Origin of the sequence: Streptomyces sp. NPDC050439 (genome assembly GCF_040655335.1) — a bacterium.
GTDB lineage: Bacteria > Actinomycetota > Actinomycetes > Streptomycetales > Streptomycetaceae > Streptomyces.
Window position 1 is genome coordinate 370,744 of the sequence record NZ_JBFAJT010000001.1, and the last position, 14,364, is coordinate 385,107.

Below are 14,364 nucleotides of genomic sequence, written 5' to 3' on the forward strand. Positions count from 1 at the left end.
GCCTGGCTCGGCGACTGGCTCGGCATTGTGCGTGCTGATGCTGGGGTTCGAGTCATGCTGCCAGTCAAGGCAGCAGGGTGTTCCCGGCACGTATGCGGTTTTCGATACGCCGACGATATGCACCGGCTCGTAGCATCGAGAGCATGCGCGTGTTGATCGTCGAGGACGAGCCCTACATGGCGGAAGCCATTCGCGACGGCCTACGCCTGGAGGCCATCGCGGCCGACATCGCGGGCGACGGCGATTCCGCTCTGGAACTGCTGAGCATCAATGCCTACGACATCGCCGTACTCGATCGCGACATCCCCGGTCCTTCCGGTGACGAGATCGCCGAGCGCATCGTCGCCTCCGGCAGCGGGATGCCGATCCTCATGCTCACAGCGGCCGACCGCCTTGACGACAAGGCGTCCGGGTTCGAACTGGGCGCCGACGACTACCTCACGAAACCGTTCGACCTGCGGGAACTCGTCCTCAGGCTCCGGGCGCTCGACCGCAGGCGCGCCCACAGCCGGCCACCGGTCCGTGAGATCGCGGGGCTACGCCTTGACCCGTTCCGACGCGAGGTCTACCGGGACGGCCGCTACATCGCGCTGACGCGCAAGCAGTTCGCCGTCCTCGAGGTCCTCATCGCCGCCGACGGGGGTGTCGTCAGCGCCGAGGGCCTCCTGGAGCGTGCGTGGGACGAGAACGCCGACCCGTTCACCAACGCCGTCCGCATCACCATCTCGGCGCTGCGCAAGCGGCTCGGCGAACCGTGGATCATCGCCACCGTGCCCGGCGTCGGCTATCGCATCGGAGGCGAGGGTGCATAGATCCCGCGGCCTCAGTGTCCGGCTCAAGCTCACCCTCAGCTACGCCGGGTTCCTCATGCTCGCCGGTGCCTTGCTGCTCGCCGCCGTGAGCTGGTGGCTCCTGCGGGAAGATTGGTTGCAGACCAACGCAGCAGGGTCATGGAAAGCGACTCCGGGCACCACCTTCGTGCGCGGATTCGCTCCCATCGCGGCCGCGGTCATGGTGTTTCTCCTGGTGTTCGGCCTTCTCGGAGGATGGGTCCTCGCCGGACGGATGCTCGCCCCTCTGACCCGCATCACGGACGCCACCCGCACCGCCGCGACCGGGTCACTCTCACACCGCATCCAACTGCCCGGCCGTCAGGACGAGTTCCGCGAACTCGCCGACGCCTTCGACGCGATGCTCACACGGCTCGAGGCACATGTCGCCGAGCAGCGGAGGTTCGCGGCCAACGCCTCGCACGAACTACGCACCCCACTTGCCATCTCGAAGTCACTCCTTGACGTGGCCCGCTCCGATCCGTCACAGGACACCGGCGAGGTCCTCGACCGCCTTCACGCCGTCAACACCCGCGCGATCGACCTCACTGAAGCCTTGCTCCTGCTCAGCCGGGCCGGCCAGCGGTCCTTCTCCCGAGAGCAGGTCGACCTGTCCCTCATGGCGGAAGAAGCCACCGAGACGCTGCTCCCCCTCGCGGAAAGGAATGGCGTCACCATCGAGACCCGTGGCGACGTCACCCCCGTGAGCGGATCGCCGGCGCTGCTGCTGCAACTGACCATGAACCTCGTGCACAACGCGATCGTCCACAATACGGCCGGACAGGGCAGGGTGTGGGTCACTGCCAGCGTCCGGCCCGGCACCGTGCTGCTCACGGTCGAGAACACCGGCGAGCAATTGACTCCACACCTGGTCGCGACACTCACCGAACCGTTCCAGCGCGGCACCGAGCGCGTTCACCGGCACACCGACCACGCGGGCGTCGGCCTCGGCCTGGCCATCGTCGAGACCATCACCCACGCACACGACGGCACACTCACCCTCGCGCCACGACCCGGGGGCGGGCTCCGCATCACCGTGGAACTACCGGCGGCAGCACCGGACACGGACGGCTAGAAAACCACCGTGCCCGGCCGCTTCGTGCAGAAGGAGTTCAGTCATCGGGTGGTGCAAGGCTCACAGAGGAGGCCCTGGGCAAAGCGCTCGAAGGCCGCCTTGGTAAGGCCGTGGTCCATGCGACAACCGGTCGTCAGGTCCGCTGGTGCATCGCCGCCCGCCGGTCCAGCGTGGCGAGGGTGGTGTTGAGGGCGACCACGACGGCGAAGGCGGTGGCCCACGTATGCCGGCCCATGGCCCACCAAGCGATGGCCGCGGCTCCGAACACCAGCGCCTTCACCGCCAGTACGCCCGCCAGCGGCACCGCTATCCGGGCCTTCGGCGCGGCGAACAGGCCCCACAGGGTGGCGGCCGCCGCAGGTACGGCGAGGGCGAGGAGGATCCGCAGGGCAAGGGGGTCCACGCTCTGCCAGCCCCACCAGGCGAGCACGACGAGGGCGACGACTTCCAGAAGGAACGCCAGACCTTCGTTGAACACGTGCAGGGGCGCAGGAAGCTTCATCGTGGGTCATCCTCCGTCACGAACGCGGGCCGGCCAGGCGAACAGGTCCGCAGCAGAGCCGCAGCCGAGCCGCATTGAAGCACGCTTGCCGCGGCTGGCGTGGCCTGATCACGTTGTGGCCGACGGGGCCCGAGTGGCGCGCGGTGTTCGGGGGTAGAGCGCGATAGATCGGCGAAACGACGCGGGAGTTGCCGGTCAGCCAGTCACCTTGGCGCCGCTGGGGATGCCACAGGCTGCGTCGTGTCATGTACTGGACAGTCGCACACCCTCGTGGTGTGCCAGAAGAAGGGCGACGACGACACCATGAACAGAACCGCCTTACAGCGCTCCACCCGGGCGAGCCTCGCCCTCTGCGCGGCGCTGACGTCGACCGTGCTGTGCGCGACGGCGAGCACCGCAGTGCCCGGGGACGCGGGCGGCGGCACGGCGTCGGCCTCCGCCGCCGCCCGGGTGGGAACGCAACGCGCCTGCCCCGTCGTGTACTTCGACCTGGGCGAGACCCTCGTGCACACCGCCGACGACGGCAGCACCAGCTATCGGCCCGGGGCGGCCTCCTATCTGCGAGCCCTGCGCGAACGGCACATCAGGATCGGCCTGATCACCAACGTGCCGTCCTCCTGGGGCGCGACCGACGCCGAGCGCGCCGCCCGGCTGAAGAAGGAGGTCGACGCCACCTGGCAGGGCTCCGCGCCCTTCGCCTGGGAGGACTTCGGCGACCGCGTCCTCACTCCCCGCACGGAGGCGGAGCGCAAGCCGGCTCCCGTGCTCTGGCAGCGCGCGAAGGCCTCCGCGGGTCACTGCCGGGTCGTCTATCAGGCCGAGACGGCCGAGGAGGTCGACGTCGCCGCCTCGCTCGGCTACGTGCCGTACCAGATCGGCCGTCCGCACCGGCCCGCGTACCTCCCCGTCGGGCTGATCGAACTCCTCGGCCACCGGCCCCGCTGATCCCAGGTCCCAGGTCCCAGGTCCCAGGTCCCTAGCAGGCTGGTGCTACTCCTCGGCCCGCCGCCCGCGGCGCCCGCCTCTGGATGCGCCGGGGGCAGCGCGGGCGGCGGGGCCGCCCCCGTTCGCGCCCACCGTGTCCGGGGGCCCGGACCGCTTCACCACCCCACTGCGCAAAAGCAGTTGGAAGGCTCCGAGCAGCACGGCTGTCGCCAACGCGCTGTGCCACAGCAAGGCGTCCAGGTGCCCGGCCGAGAGATAGGCACCCGCGGCGACCGCGGCCAGGGCGCACACCGCGCGGTCCACGATGCTCTCGACCGACAGCAGCGTGGCGCGCGGGGCGTGCGGGGGCACCGCGTCGTTCACCAGCTTGCGCTGCACCGGGTAGGCGAAGCCGGTCGCGGCGGCGAACAGGCAGAGCAGCGCGACCACCGCCCACGGTCCGCCGAGCGTCATGGCCGCCAGGGTGCCCGCGAGCACGAGGCTGAGGATCGAGACCCAGGCGACCGGTGTGAGGCGTCGGCTCAGCCACTGGGGGCGGGCCGAGGCGACCGCCTCGGCGACCGTCATCGCGGCCAGCACTCCCCCGTGCGAGGCCTCGGCGATGCCGTGGTCGAGCAGGATCGGCTGGAAGAGGTTGACCTGGCAGATACGGGACAGCGTGAACACCGCCACGCCCTGCACCATCACCATGGCCAGCCACCGGGACGAGGCGACGCAGCGCAGTGCGGAGCCCGCGTCCCGCAGGAACGCCCCTCCCCTGCGACCTCCGCCGGAGGTGGCCGCCTTCCCTGTCTGCTCGCCCGCTGCCGCGAGCCGGGGCAGGGCGATCGCACAGGCGAGGGAGCCCGCCGCGCTGGCGGCGCTCAGCACGTACGGAGCCGCGTGGGCGACGGACATCAGGGGTCCGACCAGCGGCCAGCATCCGACCTTGGCCGCGAGTCCCAGGGCCCGCGCCGTGCCCTCCGCCTTCAGGTAGTGCTCGTCGCAGCCTTCGGCGCGCAGCCCGTCGTACAGATAGGCGCTTGCCGCACCCGAGGTGAGCGAGCGGCCCGCGGCGATGGCGAGGAAGTGGACGAGGAAGCCGGTGTACGAGGCGCTGAGGACCGGAGCCAGGTTGGCCGCCGTCATGACCACCGCGCCGGCCCGCAGGCAGTTGCGGGTGCCGATCCGGTCGGCGATCAGGCCGGTCGGGATCTCGAAGAGGCAGAAGGCCACGTAGTAGATGCTCTGGATGCCGAAGATCTGCGCGTCCGTGAGCCCGGCGGCCTTCTGGTAGGCGTAGAAGACGGGCATCCACCACAGCAGGTTGAACAGCAGCTGGAAGCCGTAGTTGAGGCGGATGATGCGGCGTGCGGTGTCCGTCAGGCCGGTGGCTCCCGCCCGGTGGGTGGGCGCCTTCACAGCGCGTACGGGCGGATCTGGACCAGCCGGAAATCGCCCCGCTCGGTCATCAGCCACTCGATGTCCAGCGGCTTGTCCACGTCGGAGCCGCCGAAGTGCGACCCGCTGAAATGGGACTGCAGCAGCCGTCCGGTCAGCGACAGGTCGGCGAGCCGGGCGCGGGTGGGCGCGGGCAGGGGGTCGCCCCAGGAGCCCAGGGCGACCGTGCGGCCGCCGCCCTCCACCGTGTTGTAGAGGTACTGCTGCGGGAGGACCGAGCCGTCGACGACCTGCTCCGGGGAGCCGGGCGAGCAGTTGAGGTAGACGTTGCGGAAGTCCTCGCGGCGGGTCGGGTTGCAGGTCACCAGGACGCCGCCGAGGGTGGCGGGCTCGTACTCCTGGATGATCACACCCATGTAGGTGTCGTCCAGGGAGATGCCGACCTGGTGGCGCAGGCGCACGCTGCGGGGCGACACCAGGGAGGCCCACACCTGGCTTACGGCGTCCAGGAGTTCGCCGGTGGAGTGGACGGTGGTGACGGAGTCGTAGACGCCGGCCGCGGAGAAGCCCGGCAGGTCCTCGGCGTTGGACGAGGAGCGCACCACCAGGCGTCGGTGTGTGGCCGCGGTGGCGGGGAAGGCCTGGTCGATCTGCCTGGTGACCGACTCGGGGACGGGCGTGTTGCGGACCAGGTGCTGGAGTTGCAGGCAGAGCGAGTCCAGGACGTCGGTGGCGTCGAGTTCGAGTGCCATCTTGAGTTTGCCGATGCCCTGCTGAAGGGCGGGCGAGGAGGCCAGGAAGTGCTGCTGGAGCGCGAAGGGCAGCGCGACCCCGGCCGGGGCGTCGACGGTGGTGGCCACGAAGTCGGCTGCTGCGGAGCGCAGTTCGGCCGTGGAGGGCGTGCTGAGGCCGAGCCGCGCCCCGAGGTGCGCGTAGAGGCTTTCGCGCGGCGGGCGGGGCCGCCCGTAGAAGGCGATCAGGTCGGCCGTGCGGCTGTCGAGTACGTGGTGCAGTTCGCCGAGGTTGGCCGCCTTGGTGCCGTAGCGGTCGCTGTCCGCGCTGCGGAGCCGGTGCAGGGCAAGGACGGGGGCGTCTTCGAGGAGGGGCGGCTGGAGGCGTATGCGCTGCTGGTGCCAGGCCGGTGCCCGCAGGGACGGCTCGTGGTCAAGGCGCTCCAGGAGGATCTCGTCCTCGCGTACGCGGTAGCGGACCCACGCGCCGTCCAGCTGGTCCTTGTCGACGAGCTGTTGCAGGTCGCGGACGATCGCGTTGGGTATGCCCCAGCCGGAGGCGAGGACGTTGGTGTGCGAAAGCGGCGTGATCGGCGCGGTGTTGAGGAACCCCGCCACTCGGGGCACGTCGTCCGGCAGGCAGGGCATGGCCACGATGTCCGCCCAGCCGAGACCCGCCTCCGCCGCCGCGTACTCCTCGTGCGTACGGAAGTACCGCAGGCGCCCGGTGGCCTCGCCGGGGTTCAGGGCGGTGCGGGTGCGGGAGCCGAAGAGCTCGTGGCTCAGGATGCGCGGTACGCGCAGTTCACTGATCGCCGCGAGCTCCTCCTCCTGCCCGTGGTTGGCGGGCTTGAGGAGTACCGGGAGCCTGCCGTCGACGCGTTCGCGCACGAACTCGTAGAAGTGGGCGAGCAGTTCGCCGTGCATGGTGTCGGCCTCGGTCGTCTCCAGGACGAGGAAGGTGCGTTCGCGGCCGTCGGCTTCCTGTTCGGTGTGCAGGGACAGCACGCCGAGCAGGAAACGGCGCTCGGGGTCCATGTAGACGGAGGCGTTGAACGCGTCCAACTCGGCGTCCAGTGCGTGGAGTTCCATGCCCAGGACGTGGGTGGCGATGTAGTTGACGTGGAAGGGGTGCGCGGTCGTGTCGAGCAGGTGCCAGGTGTTCTCGGCACGGTCGACGACGACCTTGAGGTACGGGTGACCGGCCAGGACGCCCGAGAGCGTACGGAAGAGGGGCAGGGAGAGGTTCTCGCCGACGACCGTGCGGTCCGTGGACGGTTCGGCGGGGCCGGTGAACAGCTGAGTGGTCATCGGACGATCTCCTCGGGCTGCGCGGCGGGCAGGACCCGGGGCAGGGCGTCCACCAGGGTCTCGAAGTCCCGTAGGACCGTCCGCGGGTCGGTGGCGGAGAGCAGGCACAGGGCGGCCATGGTGTTGGCGCCCGCGGCCGGGTCGTAGACCGGCACGAGCGTGCCGTCGGCGAGTGAGCTCTCCGCGACCACCGACAGCTCGCTGCCGTCGCTCAAGGGCACGTCCGCCGCGACGGCGGAGAAGTCCCAGACCTTGCGGTCCTGCCAGGCCTCGCCCTTGGAGTCGACCGCGAGGACGATGAGGGAGCCCGCGGCGCCGTTCGCCTGGGCCGGCGTGAGCGCGTGCCGGGGCCACTCGACCGGGCGGCCGATGAGGTGGTCGACGAGCATGCCCACGAGGTCGAGCCCGAAGACCTCCTCGATCTGCGGCACCGTCATCGCGCCGCCGAATCGGGCGGCCGTCTCGATCAGCCACATGCGGCCGTCCGCACCGAGCTTGATCTCGGTGTGGGTACCGCAGTCACGCAGTCCGAGAGCGTCGACGGACGCGCGGGCGAGGGCCACGATCCGGTCCTGGGCGTCCTGGGACAGCAGGGCGGGCGTGATGCCCGCACGTTCGGTGAACGGTTCGACGGTGGGCATCCGGCCACTGAGGCAGACCGGGCGGAACACGCCCTCGGCCACCACACCTTCGACGCTGACGTAGTCGCCCCAGCCGGCTTCGTCGAACCAGTCCGATGCGGTGCCGCTCACGATCTGCTCGACGACGAAGTCCGCGTCGGCCTCGGCCACATGGAGTTCCGCGTAACCCAACTGGGCTGATTCGGCCATCACTTCGCGCGACCGGCGCCACGCGGCGGATGCCTCGTGCGGGGAGCGGATGATCTGGTGCGCGGTGGATCCCGCGCTCCAGGCCGCCTTGAGGAGGAGCGGGAAGGGCAGGTCGCGGGCCGCTTCGTGCAGGTCCGATTCGGTGGCCACCGGGCGGAACTGCGGTTGCGGCAGGCCGTGTTCGTGCCAGGTGCGACGCATCAGCCGCTTGTCGCGTGCCAGCGCGGCGGCGCTGCCCGCCCCCGCGAGACCGAGCACCTGGCAGGCCTCGGCGACGGCCACGACGGCGTACTCGGAGAAGGTGAGCACCGCGGCCGCGCCCACGGCTTCGGCCCGCGAGACGATCAGGGACACCAGGTCGGCGCGGCGCGCGTCGGCGGGCGTCACGACGGAGGCGCACAGCCGCTCGGCCGTGTCCGCCACGGCGGGAGGAAGTGCGCTGAGCGCCAGCAGGTGCACTTCCGCCCTGGCGGCCGTCCGCGCGAGGACGTGACCGAGCGGCGGGCCACCCTTGGCATGCACTAACAGCACCTTGCTCACTGAAGTTCCCTCTCCATTCGTCCGGTTGAGGCAGGTCGACGTACGGCTCGGTGACGCGCGTAGAACAAGTGGGGCCACCGGGGCGTACGTTGCGGGGTGTGTTCACCCGCACACTCAAGGGGACCAGGCGACAGACCTCCGCAGCGCCACCGGGGACGTCTGCCGTTCAGGCAAATGCCTGAGTGCCGCAGTCGCACGCGACGCCCGAGGCACCCGCCACCGCGGCCGATTCGGCCGAGAACCGAGCATGCGCGAGATCGACGCGGGAAACGCATCGCTTGGTGACTGTGCGTCAATCAGTTGAATACGGACGGAGAAAACGCTGTGAACGACTCCAATCTCAAGGCTCTGCTCGAACATCTGCCCGCGTTCTGGTGGGAGGTGGACCAGCCGTGGCAGGTCCTGGAGAGGGGAGGCGGCGCCTTCGCCGACACCGGGACGGCGCAGCGCTTCCTGGAACGCATGCACGAGGAACTCTCGGGGCCGGGGCATCCACCGGAGGAGGTCAGCTGGCAGGCGCAGTTCGACGGTCGCACCTTCGACGTGAGCTGGCCCCTGGACGAGACCCGCGCCCACAGCCGTACGCGTGGCCTCGCGGTGGAGGTGGACGCGCACGCCCCACACCGGTACGCCGCCTTCGCCGACCTCGTCGATCTGGCCCCGGCCGCCGCCTTCATCCGGGACCGCGCGGGACGCTATCTGTGGGCCAACCACGCCTATGCGCACCTGTACGGCACCACACCGAGGGAACTCACCGGCAGGTTCATCGAAGACTTCGACGCGCCGGTCGAGGCCGCCGAGTTCCGCGCCCTGGACCAGGAGATCCTCACCCGGGGCACTCCGGTGCGGCACACCCTCGGCTATCGCCGACCGGACGGCAGCGTCGGCCGGGCAGCCGGTCACCGCTTCCCGGTACGGGAGGACGCGGAAACCTGCGTCGCCGGAATCTACGTGGACATCACCGACCACCTCCGAGCCATGGTCCAACGTCAGGAGGCGGAGGAGAATTTGCAGGCGCTGCGCGACCACAGCGGCCTGCCCTGCGCGCTGCTCTCGGCCAACGGGCGCGTGATCGAGGCGAGTTCGGCGGCCGCCGATCTCTTCCACCTCGGGCTGCCCGACCTGGTGGGCCGCCGCGCACACACGCTGCTCGCCTCCGCCTCCGCCTCTACCTCTGACCTGGAACAGCTGCACCGCAGATGGAACGGTCTGATAGCCCGCCGCACGAGACGGGTGGAGACGTCCGCCGTGCTCGTCGACACTCAGGGGCGGCAACGCCGTGCGCAGCTGCACCTGACGACGGTCGGCCATTCCGCCGGCCGAGCCCGGCACGTCTGGGCCGTCGTCACACATCAGAGCCTGGCCCACGAGGCCCACCCCTCGCTCACCGCGGCGCAGATTCGCATCCTCTCCCTCCTTGCGGAAGGCAGCAGCAACAGTGACATCGCCACCTCGCTGCGGCTGTCCCGGCAGACGGTCGACTACCACCTGAGCCGCCTGCGGCAACTCCTGGACGCCACCACCCGCCCCGCCCTGGTCGCCCGGGCCTACGTCCTGGGCATCCTCGCCCCACGCGCCTGGCCCCCGCGATCGGCGACGGCGGCCCATCCGCTCAGTTCCGTCTGACGGACGGAATCCGGGCACGGAGTCAACGCCTGGAAATAGCCCTGCGTCTGACGTGAACGAATCTATTCGGACCGTCAGTGGTGGCTGCAAACATGGAAGGTCGGAGGGGGAGTCCGTCGGGAAAGGGAGCCGCTCATGCCGATTGTCAGGCTCTTTTCACTCCAGGGCGGTCGGCAGTGACGCGGCGGATGCCCGCGCGGCGGCGCCGGCGGCGCCCGACCAAAAGGCAGCAGCGGCAACAAGCGCGACTCGTGGCGCTCCTTGCCGGTGCTGCCGTGGCCCTCGTACTCGTCACCTCATTGGTCAATTGGCTGATGGACCACTGGTGGTTACTGATCGGGTCAAGTGTCGCGGCCGCGGTCGCGAGCCTTGGAATCTTGCATCAGCGACGCCAACGGGCCCTGTGGGCGGACGTCCGGCGCCGTCAACTGCGCTATGCGATGTCGCAATTGGACTCACTGCATCACCGCGACTTCGAGTACGCGGTGCGGGACTTGATGCGCCGCGACGGCTGTACGGATGCCCGGCAGACGGGTGGCACGGGTGACAACGGGGCTGACGTGCTGGCCACCGACCCGATGGGCCGCAAGTGGGTCATCCAGTGCAAGCACCGCGGGAACGGAGCGCAGGGTTCGCCGGTCGGCACGCCCGACCTGCAGCGCGTCAACGGGACAGCCCGCCAGCTGCACGGCGCGGACATCGTCCTGGTGGTGACCAACGGACGCTTTTCCCAGCGGTGCGCCCCCCTGGCCCGACAGCTGCACATGCACCTGGTCGACCGCGCCACGCTCGCCAACTGGGCGGCGGGATCACGGCCGTTGTGGGAATTGCTGCCCAATATCCCGCCCCCGCCTCGCTTTATGCCTACGAACTGAGAGCCCATATCAGGCTCGCCGGAAGGCATCACCACCGGGTCCCACCCAAAAAAGATGCCCGTTTTGACATGAAAAATAGGGATCGCATTATGTCCGCTTTTGCGAATAAGGCCACGTCTGCACCCACTTGGCGTCGCAGCGCAGTGGAATGAGTCACACCCGCAGATCGGGGCCGCAAGAGCCGCCCAGCGCATTTTCGCTTCCCCCAAACAAAGTTGAGGCTAATTGATCAATGGGGGCGCGGGCCGCGGACTCCGAGAATGACCCTCGCGCATTCTCCGAGAGAATTCCGGCCTTGTTCTGTCCGGGCAATCTCGCCTAACGTCACCGTCAATCCGGATGGAACGCCGAATCCTGCCGCTGTCCGGAAACCCTTCCCGTACTCACTCACTTACGCACGGCAGGAGCGGGGGACCCAGGTAAGCCGCCGATCCGGATTCCGGAACGGCTAGGGGTGAAGTCGCATTCACAGTGCGACCGGACATCTCCCGTCCGAACCCGACAGCTCACCTCGTAGGCGACGGAGAGGAAATTCGTCATGCCTGCAAAGGGTAAGCACCGCCGCCCCAAGTCCAGCTCGCTCAGCCGGGGCATCGCCGCGGCAGGTACGGGCGGCGCCGTGCTCGTCCTCCCGGTGATCGGCGCGACCGCCGCCAGTGCGGCGCAGCCCGCGGCGGCCGCCAAGCCCGCCGCCGCCCCCAAGACCTATGTCGTCGCCGCGGGCGACTCTCTCGCCAAGATCGCCCGGGAGCACTCCGTCGGCGGCGGCTGGAAGAAGCTGTACGAGGACAACCGCAGCGTTCTGGGTGCCGACCCGAAGCTGATACACCCCGGCCTCAAGATCACCATTGGGCAGAAGGCTCCGGCGGACGACGCGGCCGCCCGCAAGGCCTCCGACGAGCGGGCGGACCGTTCCGAGCGCACGAACGCCGCCAAGCCCGCCGTCGCCCCGGCGAAGAAGACGTACGCCGACAACCTCGACGGCTGGATCAAGGAGTCGCTCGACGTCATGGCGCAGCACGGCATCCCCGGCACTTACGAGGGCATCCACCGCAACGTCATGCGCGAGTCCTCCGGCAACCCGCTGGCCATCAACAACTGGGACGTCAACGCCGTCGCGGGAACCCCGTCCAAGGGACTCCTGCAGGTCATCGCCCCGACCTTCGACGCCTACCACGTGGTCGGCACCTCGCTGGACAGCTATGACCCGGTCGCCAACATCACCGCCGCCTGCAACTACGCGGCCGACCGCTACGGCTCGATCGACAACGTGAACGGCCCCTACTAGGGGATCCCGGTCTCTCGGGCCCTGGGCCCCGGCACGCCGTACGTGCCGGGGCCCAGGGCTGTCGGAACCTCCCGCAGGGGAGCCTCGAATTGGCATGCACCCGTCTATTCACGGACGGGGGCATGCCAATAAGGTGAGCGACCTTCGCGTTCTGGGGGGTCTCATGAACGGTCTCCGTGGTCTTCGTGCTCTCCGTGATGCCCGTGATCTCCGTGCGGTCATCGTCTGCCTTGTCGTCGCGTGTACCGCGGCCGTGTCGCCTGTCGCGCTCGTATCCCCGGCCGCGGCGGTGCCGCCTGCCGAAGCCCACGCGCCGAGCGTGACGCCGAGCTGGTCGGCGCTGCCGGTACCCGCGGCCGCACCGCCCGTGACCGTGTCCGATCTCGCCGCCCGCGGGCCGGGCGATGCCTGGGCGACCGGGTACGAGCACACCACCGACTGGGTGCGGCCGATGCTGTACCGCTGGGACGGCGCGGCGTGGAGCCGGGACAGCAGCTTCCCGGGCGCCGAGGCATCGGGCTGGCTCGGCAAGGTGCAGTTCGTCGGCAAGGAAACGTGGATCTTGCACAACCGCGACGGAGCGGGCGAGATCCTGCGCCGGTCGGCGGGAGGACCGGGAGGGCCGGAAGGGTGGAGCACGGTCCCCCTGCCACAGACCTTGTGGACCTACCAGGACTTCGCCGCCGTGCCCGGTGCCGCCTGGGTGGTCGGTGAGGACGAGACGGGGCTGAAGGTCCTGCACCACGACGGCTCCGACTGGACCACACAGTCCACCCCCGACGGCGTGCTGTACGTCATGGGGATCACCGCGCGCTCGGCCACCGACGCCTGGGCCTGGGCGGACACCACCAACGGGACCACCGTCCTGCGCTGGGACGGCACCGCCTGGCGGGACGCGAAGGTGCCGCTGCCGCCGAACAGCAACGTACACACGATGCTGCTCGAACCCTCCGGCCGCGTCACGATCGGCGGCAGTCAGTACAGCGACGGCGCGTCACGCACGTACCTCATGACCTGGAACGGCCGCACCTGGCGCACCACCCACCCGCCCCTGGGCGACACCTACACCGAGGCCATGGTGCGCGGCCCGGACGGCGCGCTGTGGCTGCCGGTGCGCAGCGACCGCGCGTTCCAGTCGAAGTACGCGCGGATCGACGGCTCCCGCACCACCTTCTCCTACGGCCCCGAGCGCACGAACGCGATCGACGTGAAACCGCGTGCACTGACGAGGGCCGGGTCCTCGCTGCTGTCCTTCGGGACCGTCGAGATCTACGGCTCGAAACCGAACCTGATGAGCGAGCGGCTTGGAGGCTGACCATGGTGCGCCGACTTCTCGTCGCGGTTCTCGCCGTCGCGATGACCGTCATCACCGTCATGAGCTCGGCCGCGGCGGAGCCCGGTGCCTGGCGCCACGTCCCGGTTCCGGCCCAAGTACGCCCGCAGGCCGGCCTGAACGAGGCCGTGGCGTTCGGTCCTGACCGGGCGTGGGCCGTGGGCTCCGACGCCGTCGGCCGCGAGGCACCGGGCTTTCCGCTGATGCTGCGCTGGGACGGAACCGCGTGGCAGCGCCAGAGCCTTCCCAAGGTCAGCTGGCAGGGCGACCTGCTGTCCATCGCCGCGACCTCTCCGACCGCGATCTGGGCGGTCGGCCGCGACTCGGCGGGCGGCGCCCGCCTGCTGCGCTTTGACGGCACCGCCTGGCGCGAGAGCCGTGCGCCCCGCGGTGTCCTGCTGACCAAGGTCGTCACCGGCGGCGGTGAGACCTGGCTGATCGGATCGCGGGACGGCGCGCAGGTCTTGCTGCGGCGGGACGGGAGCGGCTGGCAGGACATGCCGGTGCCGCCGGGAGCCGTCTATGGCATGCACGTGGTGGCGGCCGACGACATCTGGGCCGCGGGCGCCACCAACTCGGGTGCGGCGGTCTCGCACTGGAACGGGCAGGCGTGGCAGCAGACGATCGTGGACGGGTTCCCGAGGTCGGCCGTGGGCAGCGTGTTCGCGGTCTCTCCGACAGAGGTATGGGCGGGGGGCACGGCCGGGTTCGTCGGAGGTCCGGTGGGCAAGCCGATTCCGCCGCTGCTGATGCGCTGGGACGGGAACGCGTGGAGCCGGGTGACCGTGCCCACCGACTTCGGTTCGATCAGTTCGTTCGCCCCTGCCGCGAACGGCAAGCTGGGCTGGGTCTCGGTGGCCAACTCGCAGAAGTACGGGCCGCCCGGCAGCTACCCGCCCCTGGTGTCCGGGCCGGATTTCCTGGCCTGGGACGGCCAGTCGTTCACCGGGCACAGCGAACCGGCGGTGGCCGGGGAGGGTGACTCCCGGACGCTGCAGCTCGCGCCGGTGCCGGGTACGTCGACGGTGTGGTCGGTCGGCCGTGCCGCCGGGCCCGAGAACACCTTCGCGCCGCGCACTCAACGCTTCGGCTGAGCAG

Annotated in this window: 12 protein-coding genes and 1 riboswitch; of the genes, 8 read left to right on the forward strand and 4 right to left on the reverse strand. The window is 70.0% G+C overall.

Annotated elements, in window-relative coordinates; all coding sequences use genetic code 11:
* Positions 1-143 precede the first annotated feature (143 nt).
* Both AB0I66_RS01755 and AB0I66_RS01760 read left to right on the forward strand, forming a co-directional pair.
* Positions 144-812 carry a response regulator transcription factor gene (locus AB0I66_RS01755; protein ID WP_363205677.1) on the forward strand — a complete coding sequence of 223 codons (669 nt, stop codon included), beginning with the start codon at positions 144-146 and terminating at the stop codon, positions 810-812.
* Complete coding sequence (locus AB0I66_RS01760) at positions 805-1,905, forward strand: HAMP domain-containing sensor histidine kinase (protein WP_363205678.1); 1,101 nt, start codon at positions 805-807, stop codon at positions 1,903-1,905. The genes AB0I66_RS01755 and AB0I66_RS01760 overlap by 8 nt, the downstream gene beginning before the upstream one ends.
* A 133-nt stretch (positions 1,906-2,038) precedes the next feature.
* Here the strand turns inward: AB0I66_RS01760 and AB0I66_RS01765 are convergent, their stop codons facing one another.
* Complete coding sequence (locus tag AB0I66_RS01765) at positions 2,039-2,407, reverse strand: YrdB family protein (RefSeq protein WP_363205679.1); 369 nt, start codon at positions 2,405-2,407, stop codon at positions 2,039-2,041.
* A 303-nt stretch (positions 2,408-2,710) separates the two neighbouring features.
* Here AB0I66_RS01765 and AB0I66_RS01770 point away from each other — a divergent pair, with 303 nt between their 5' ends.
* Positions 2,711-3,352, forward strand: a complete 642-nt coding sequence (locus AB0I66_RS01770) for a hypothetical protein (RefSeq protein WP_363205680.1) — start codon at positions 2,711-2,713, stop codon at positions 3,350-3,352.
* Between the two features lie 45 nt (positions 3,353-3,397).
* Here AB0I66_RS01770 and AB0I66_RS01775 read toward each other — a convergent pair whose 3' ends face one another.
* Genes AB0I66_RS01775 through AB0I66_RS01785 form a run of 3 tightly spaced genes read right to left on the reverse strand, consistent with a single transcriptional unit; the run spans position 3,398 to position 8,144 of the window.
* A complete protein-coding gene (locus AB0I66_RS01775; RefSeq protein ID WP_363205681.1) occupies positions 3,398-4,753 on the reverse strand; it encodes an MFS transporter in 1,356 nt (451 codons plus the stop codon).
* Positions 4,750-6,774, reverse strand: a complete 2,025-nt coding sequence (locus AB0I66_RS01780; RefSeq protein WP_363205682.1) for a PEP/pyruvate-binding domain-containing protein — start codon at positions 6,772-6,774, stop codon at positions 4,750-4,752. The genes AB0I66_RS01775 and AB0I66_RS01780 overlap by 4 nt, the downstream gene beginning before the upstream one ends.
* Positions 6,771-8,144 (reverse strand): ATP-grasp domain-containing protein, encoded by a 1,374-nt coding sequence (locus tag AB0I66_RS01785; protein WP_363205683.1) that lies wholly within the window; start codon positions 8,142-8,144, stop codon positions 6,771-6,773. Before AB0I66_RS01785 ends, AB0I66_RS01780 begins: the two co-directional genes overlap by 4 nt.
* A 324-nt stretch (positions 8,145-8,468) precedes the next feature.
* On the opposite strand from AB0I66_RS01785, the gene AB0I66_RS01790 reads away from it, so the two are divergent.
* The 5 genes from AB0I66_RS01790 (at position 8,469) to AB0I66_RS01810 (ending at position 14,360) form a co-directional block, all read left to right on the forward strand.
* Positions 8,469-9,770 (forward strand): PAS domain S-box protein, encoded by a 1,302-nt coding sequence (locus AB0I66_RS01790; protein ID WP_363205684.1) that lies wholly within the window; start codon positions 8,469-8,471, stop codon positions 9,768-9,770.
* A gap of 188 nt (positions 9,771-9,958) precedes the next feature.
* On the forward strand, positions 9,959-10,645 hold the full coding sequence (locus tag AB0I66_RS01795) for a restriction endonuclease (RefSeq protein WP_363206646.1): 687 nt from the start codon (positions 9,959-9,961) through the stop codon (positions 10,643-10,645).
* A 378-nt stretch (positions 10,646-11,023) separates the two neighbouring features.
* Positions 11,024-11,180: riboswitch (cyclic di-AMP (ydaO/yuaA leader) on the forward strand.
* 3 nt (positions 11,181-11,183) lie between these two features.
* Entirely contained in the window at positions 11,184-11,933 is a 750-nt protein-coding gene (locus AB0I66_RS01800; RefSeq protein WP_363205685.1) for a LysM peptidoglycan-binding domain-containing protein, read from the forward strand.
* A gap of 163 nt (positions 11,934-12,096) precedes the next feature.
* Positions 12,097-13,248: a hypothetical protein gene (locus AB0I66_RS01805; protein WP_363205686.1), complete on the forward strand. Its 1,152-nt coding sequence runs from the start codon at positions 12,097-12,099 to the stop codon at positions 13,246-13,248.
* Between the two features lie 2 nt (positions 13,249-13,250).
* Entirely contained in the window at positions 13,251-14,360 is a 1,110-nt protein-coding gene (locus AB0I66_RS01810; protein ID WP_363205687.1) for a hypothetical protein, read from the forward strand.
* The last annotated feature ends 4 nt before the right edge of the window (positions 14,361-14,364 follow it).

Excerpts from the sequence above, each read along its gene's own strand:
- AB0I66_RS01755 (WP_363205677.1), top strand. The coding sequence starts at position 144 with ATGCGCGTGTTGATCGTCGAGGACGAGCCCTACATGGCGGAAGCCATT.
- AB0I66_RS01805 (WP_363205686.1), top strand. The coding sequence starts at position 12,097 with ATGAACGGTCTCCGTGGTCTTCGTGCTCTCCGTGATGCCCGTGATCTC.
- AB0I66_RS01770 (WP_363205680.1), top strand. The coding sequence starts at position 2,711 with ATGAACAGAACCGCCTTACAGCGCTCCACCCGGGCGAGCCTCGCCCTC.
- AB0I66_RS01765 (WP_363205679.1), bottom strand. The coding sequence starts at position 2,407 with ATGAAGCTTCCTGCGCCCCTGCACGTGTTCAACGAAGGTCTGGCGTTC.
- AB0I66_RS01795 (WP_363206646.1), top strand. The coding sequence starts at position 9,959 with ATGCCCGCGCGGCGGCGCCGGCGGCGCCCGACCAAAAGGCAGCAGCGG.
- AB0I66_RS01800 (WP_363205685.1), top strand. The coding sequence starts at position 11,184 with ATGCCTGCAAAGGGTAAGCACCGCCGCCCCAAGTCCAGCTCGCTCAGC.
- AB0I66_RS01780 (WP_363205682.1), bottom strand. The coding sequence starts at position 6,774 with ATGACCACTCAGCTGTTCACCGGCCCCGCCGAACCGTCCACGGACCGC.
- AB0I66_RS01810 (WP_363205687.1), top strand. The coding sequence starts at position 13,251 with ATGGTGCGCCGACTTCTCGTCGCGGTTCTCGCCGTCGCGATGACCGTC.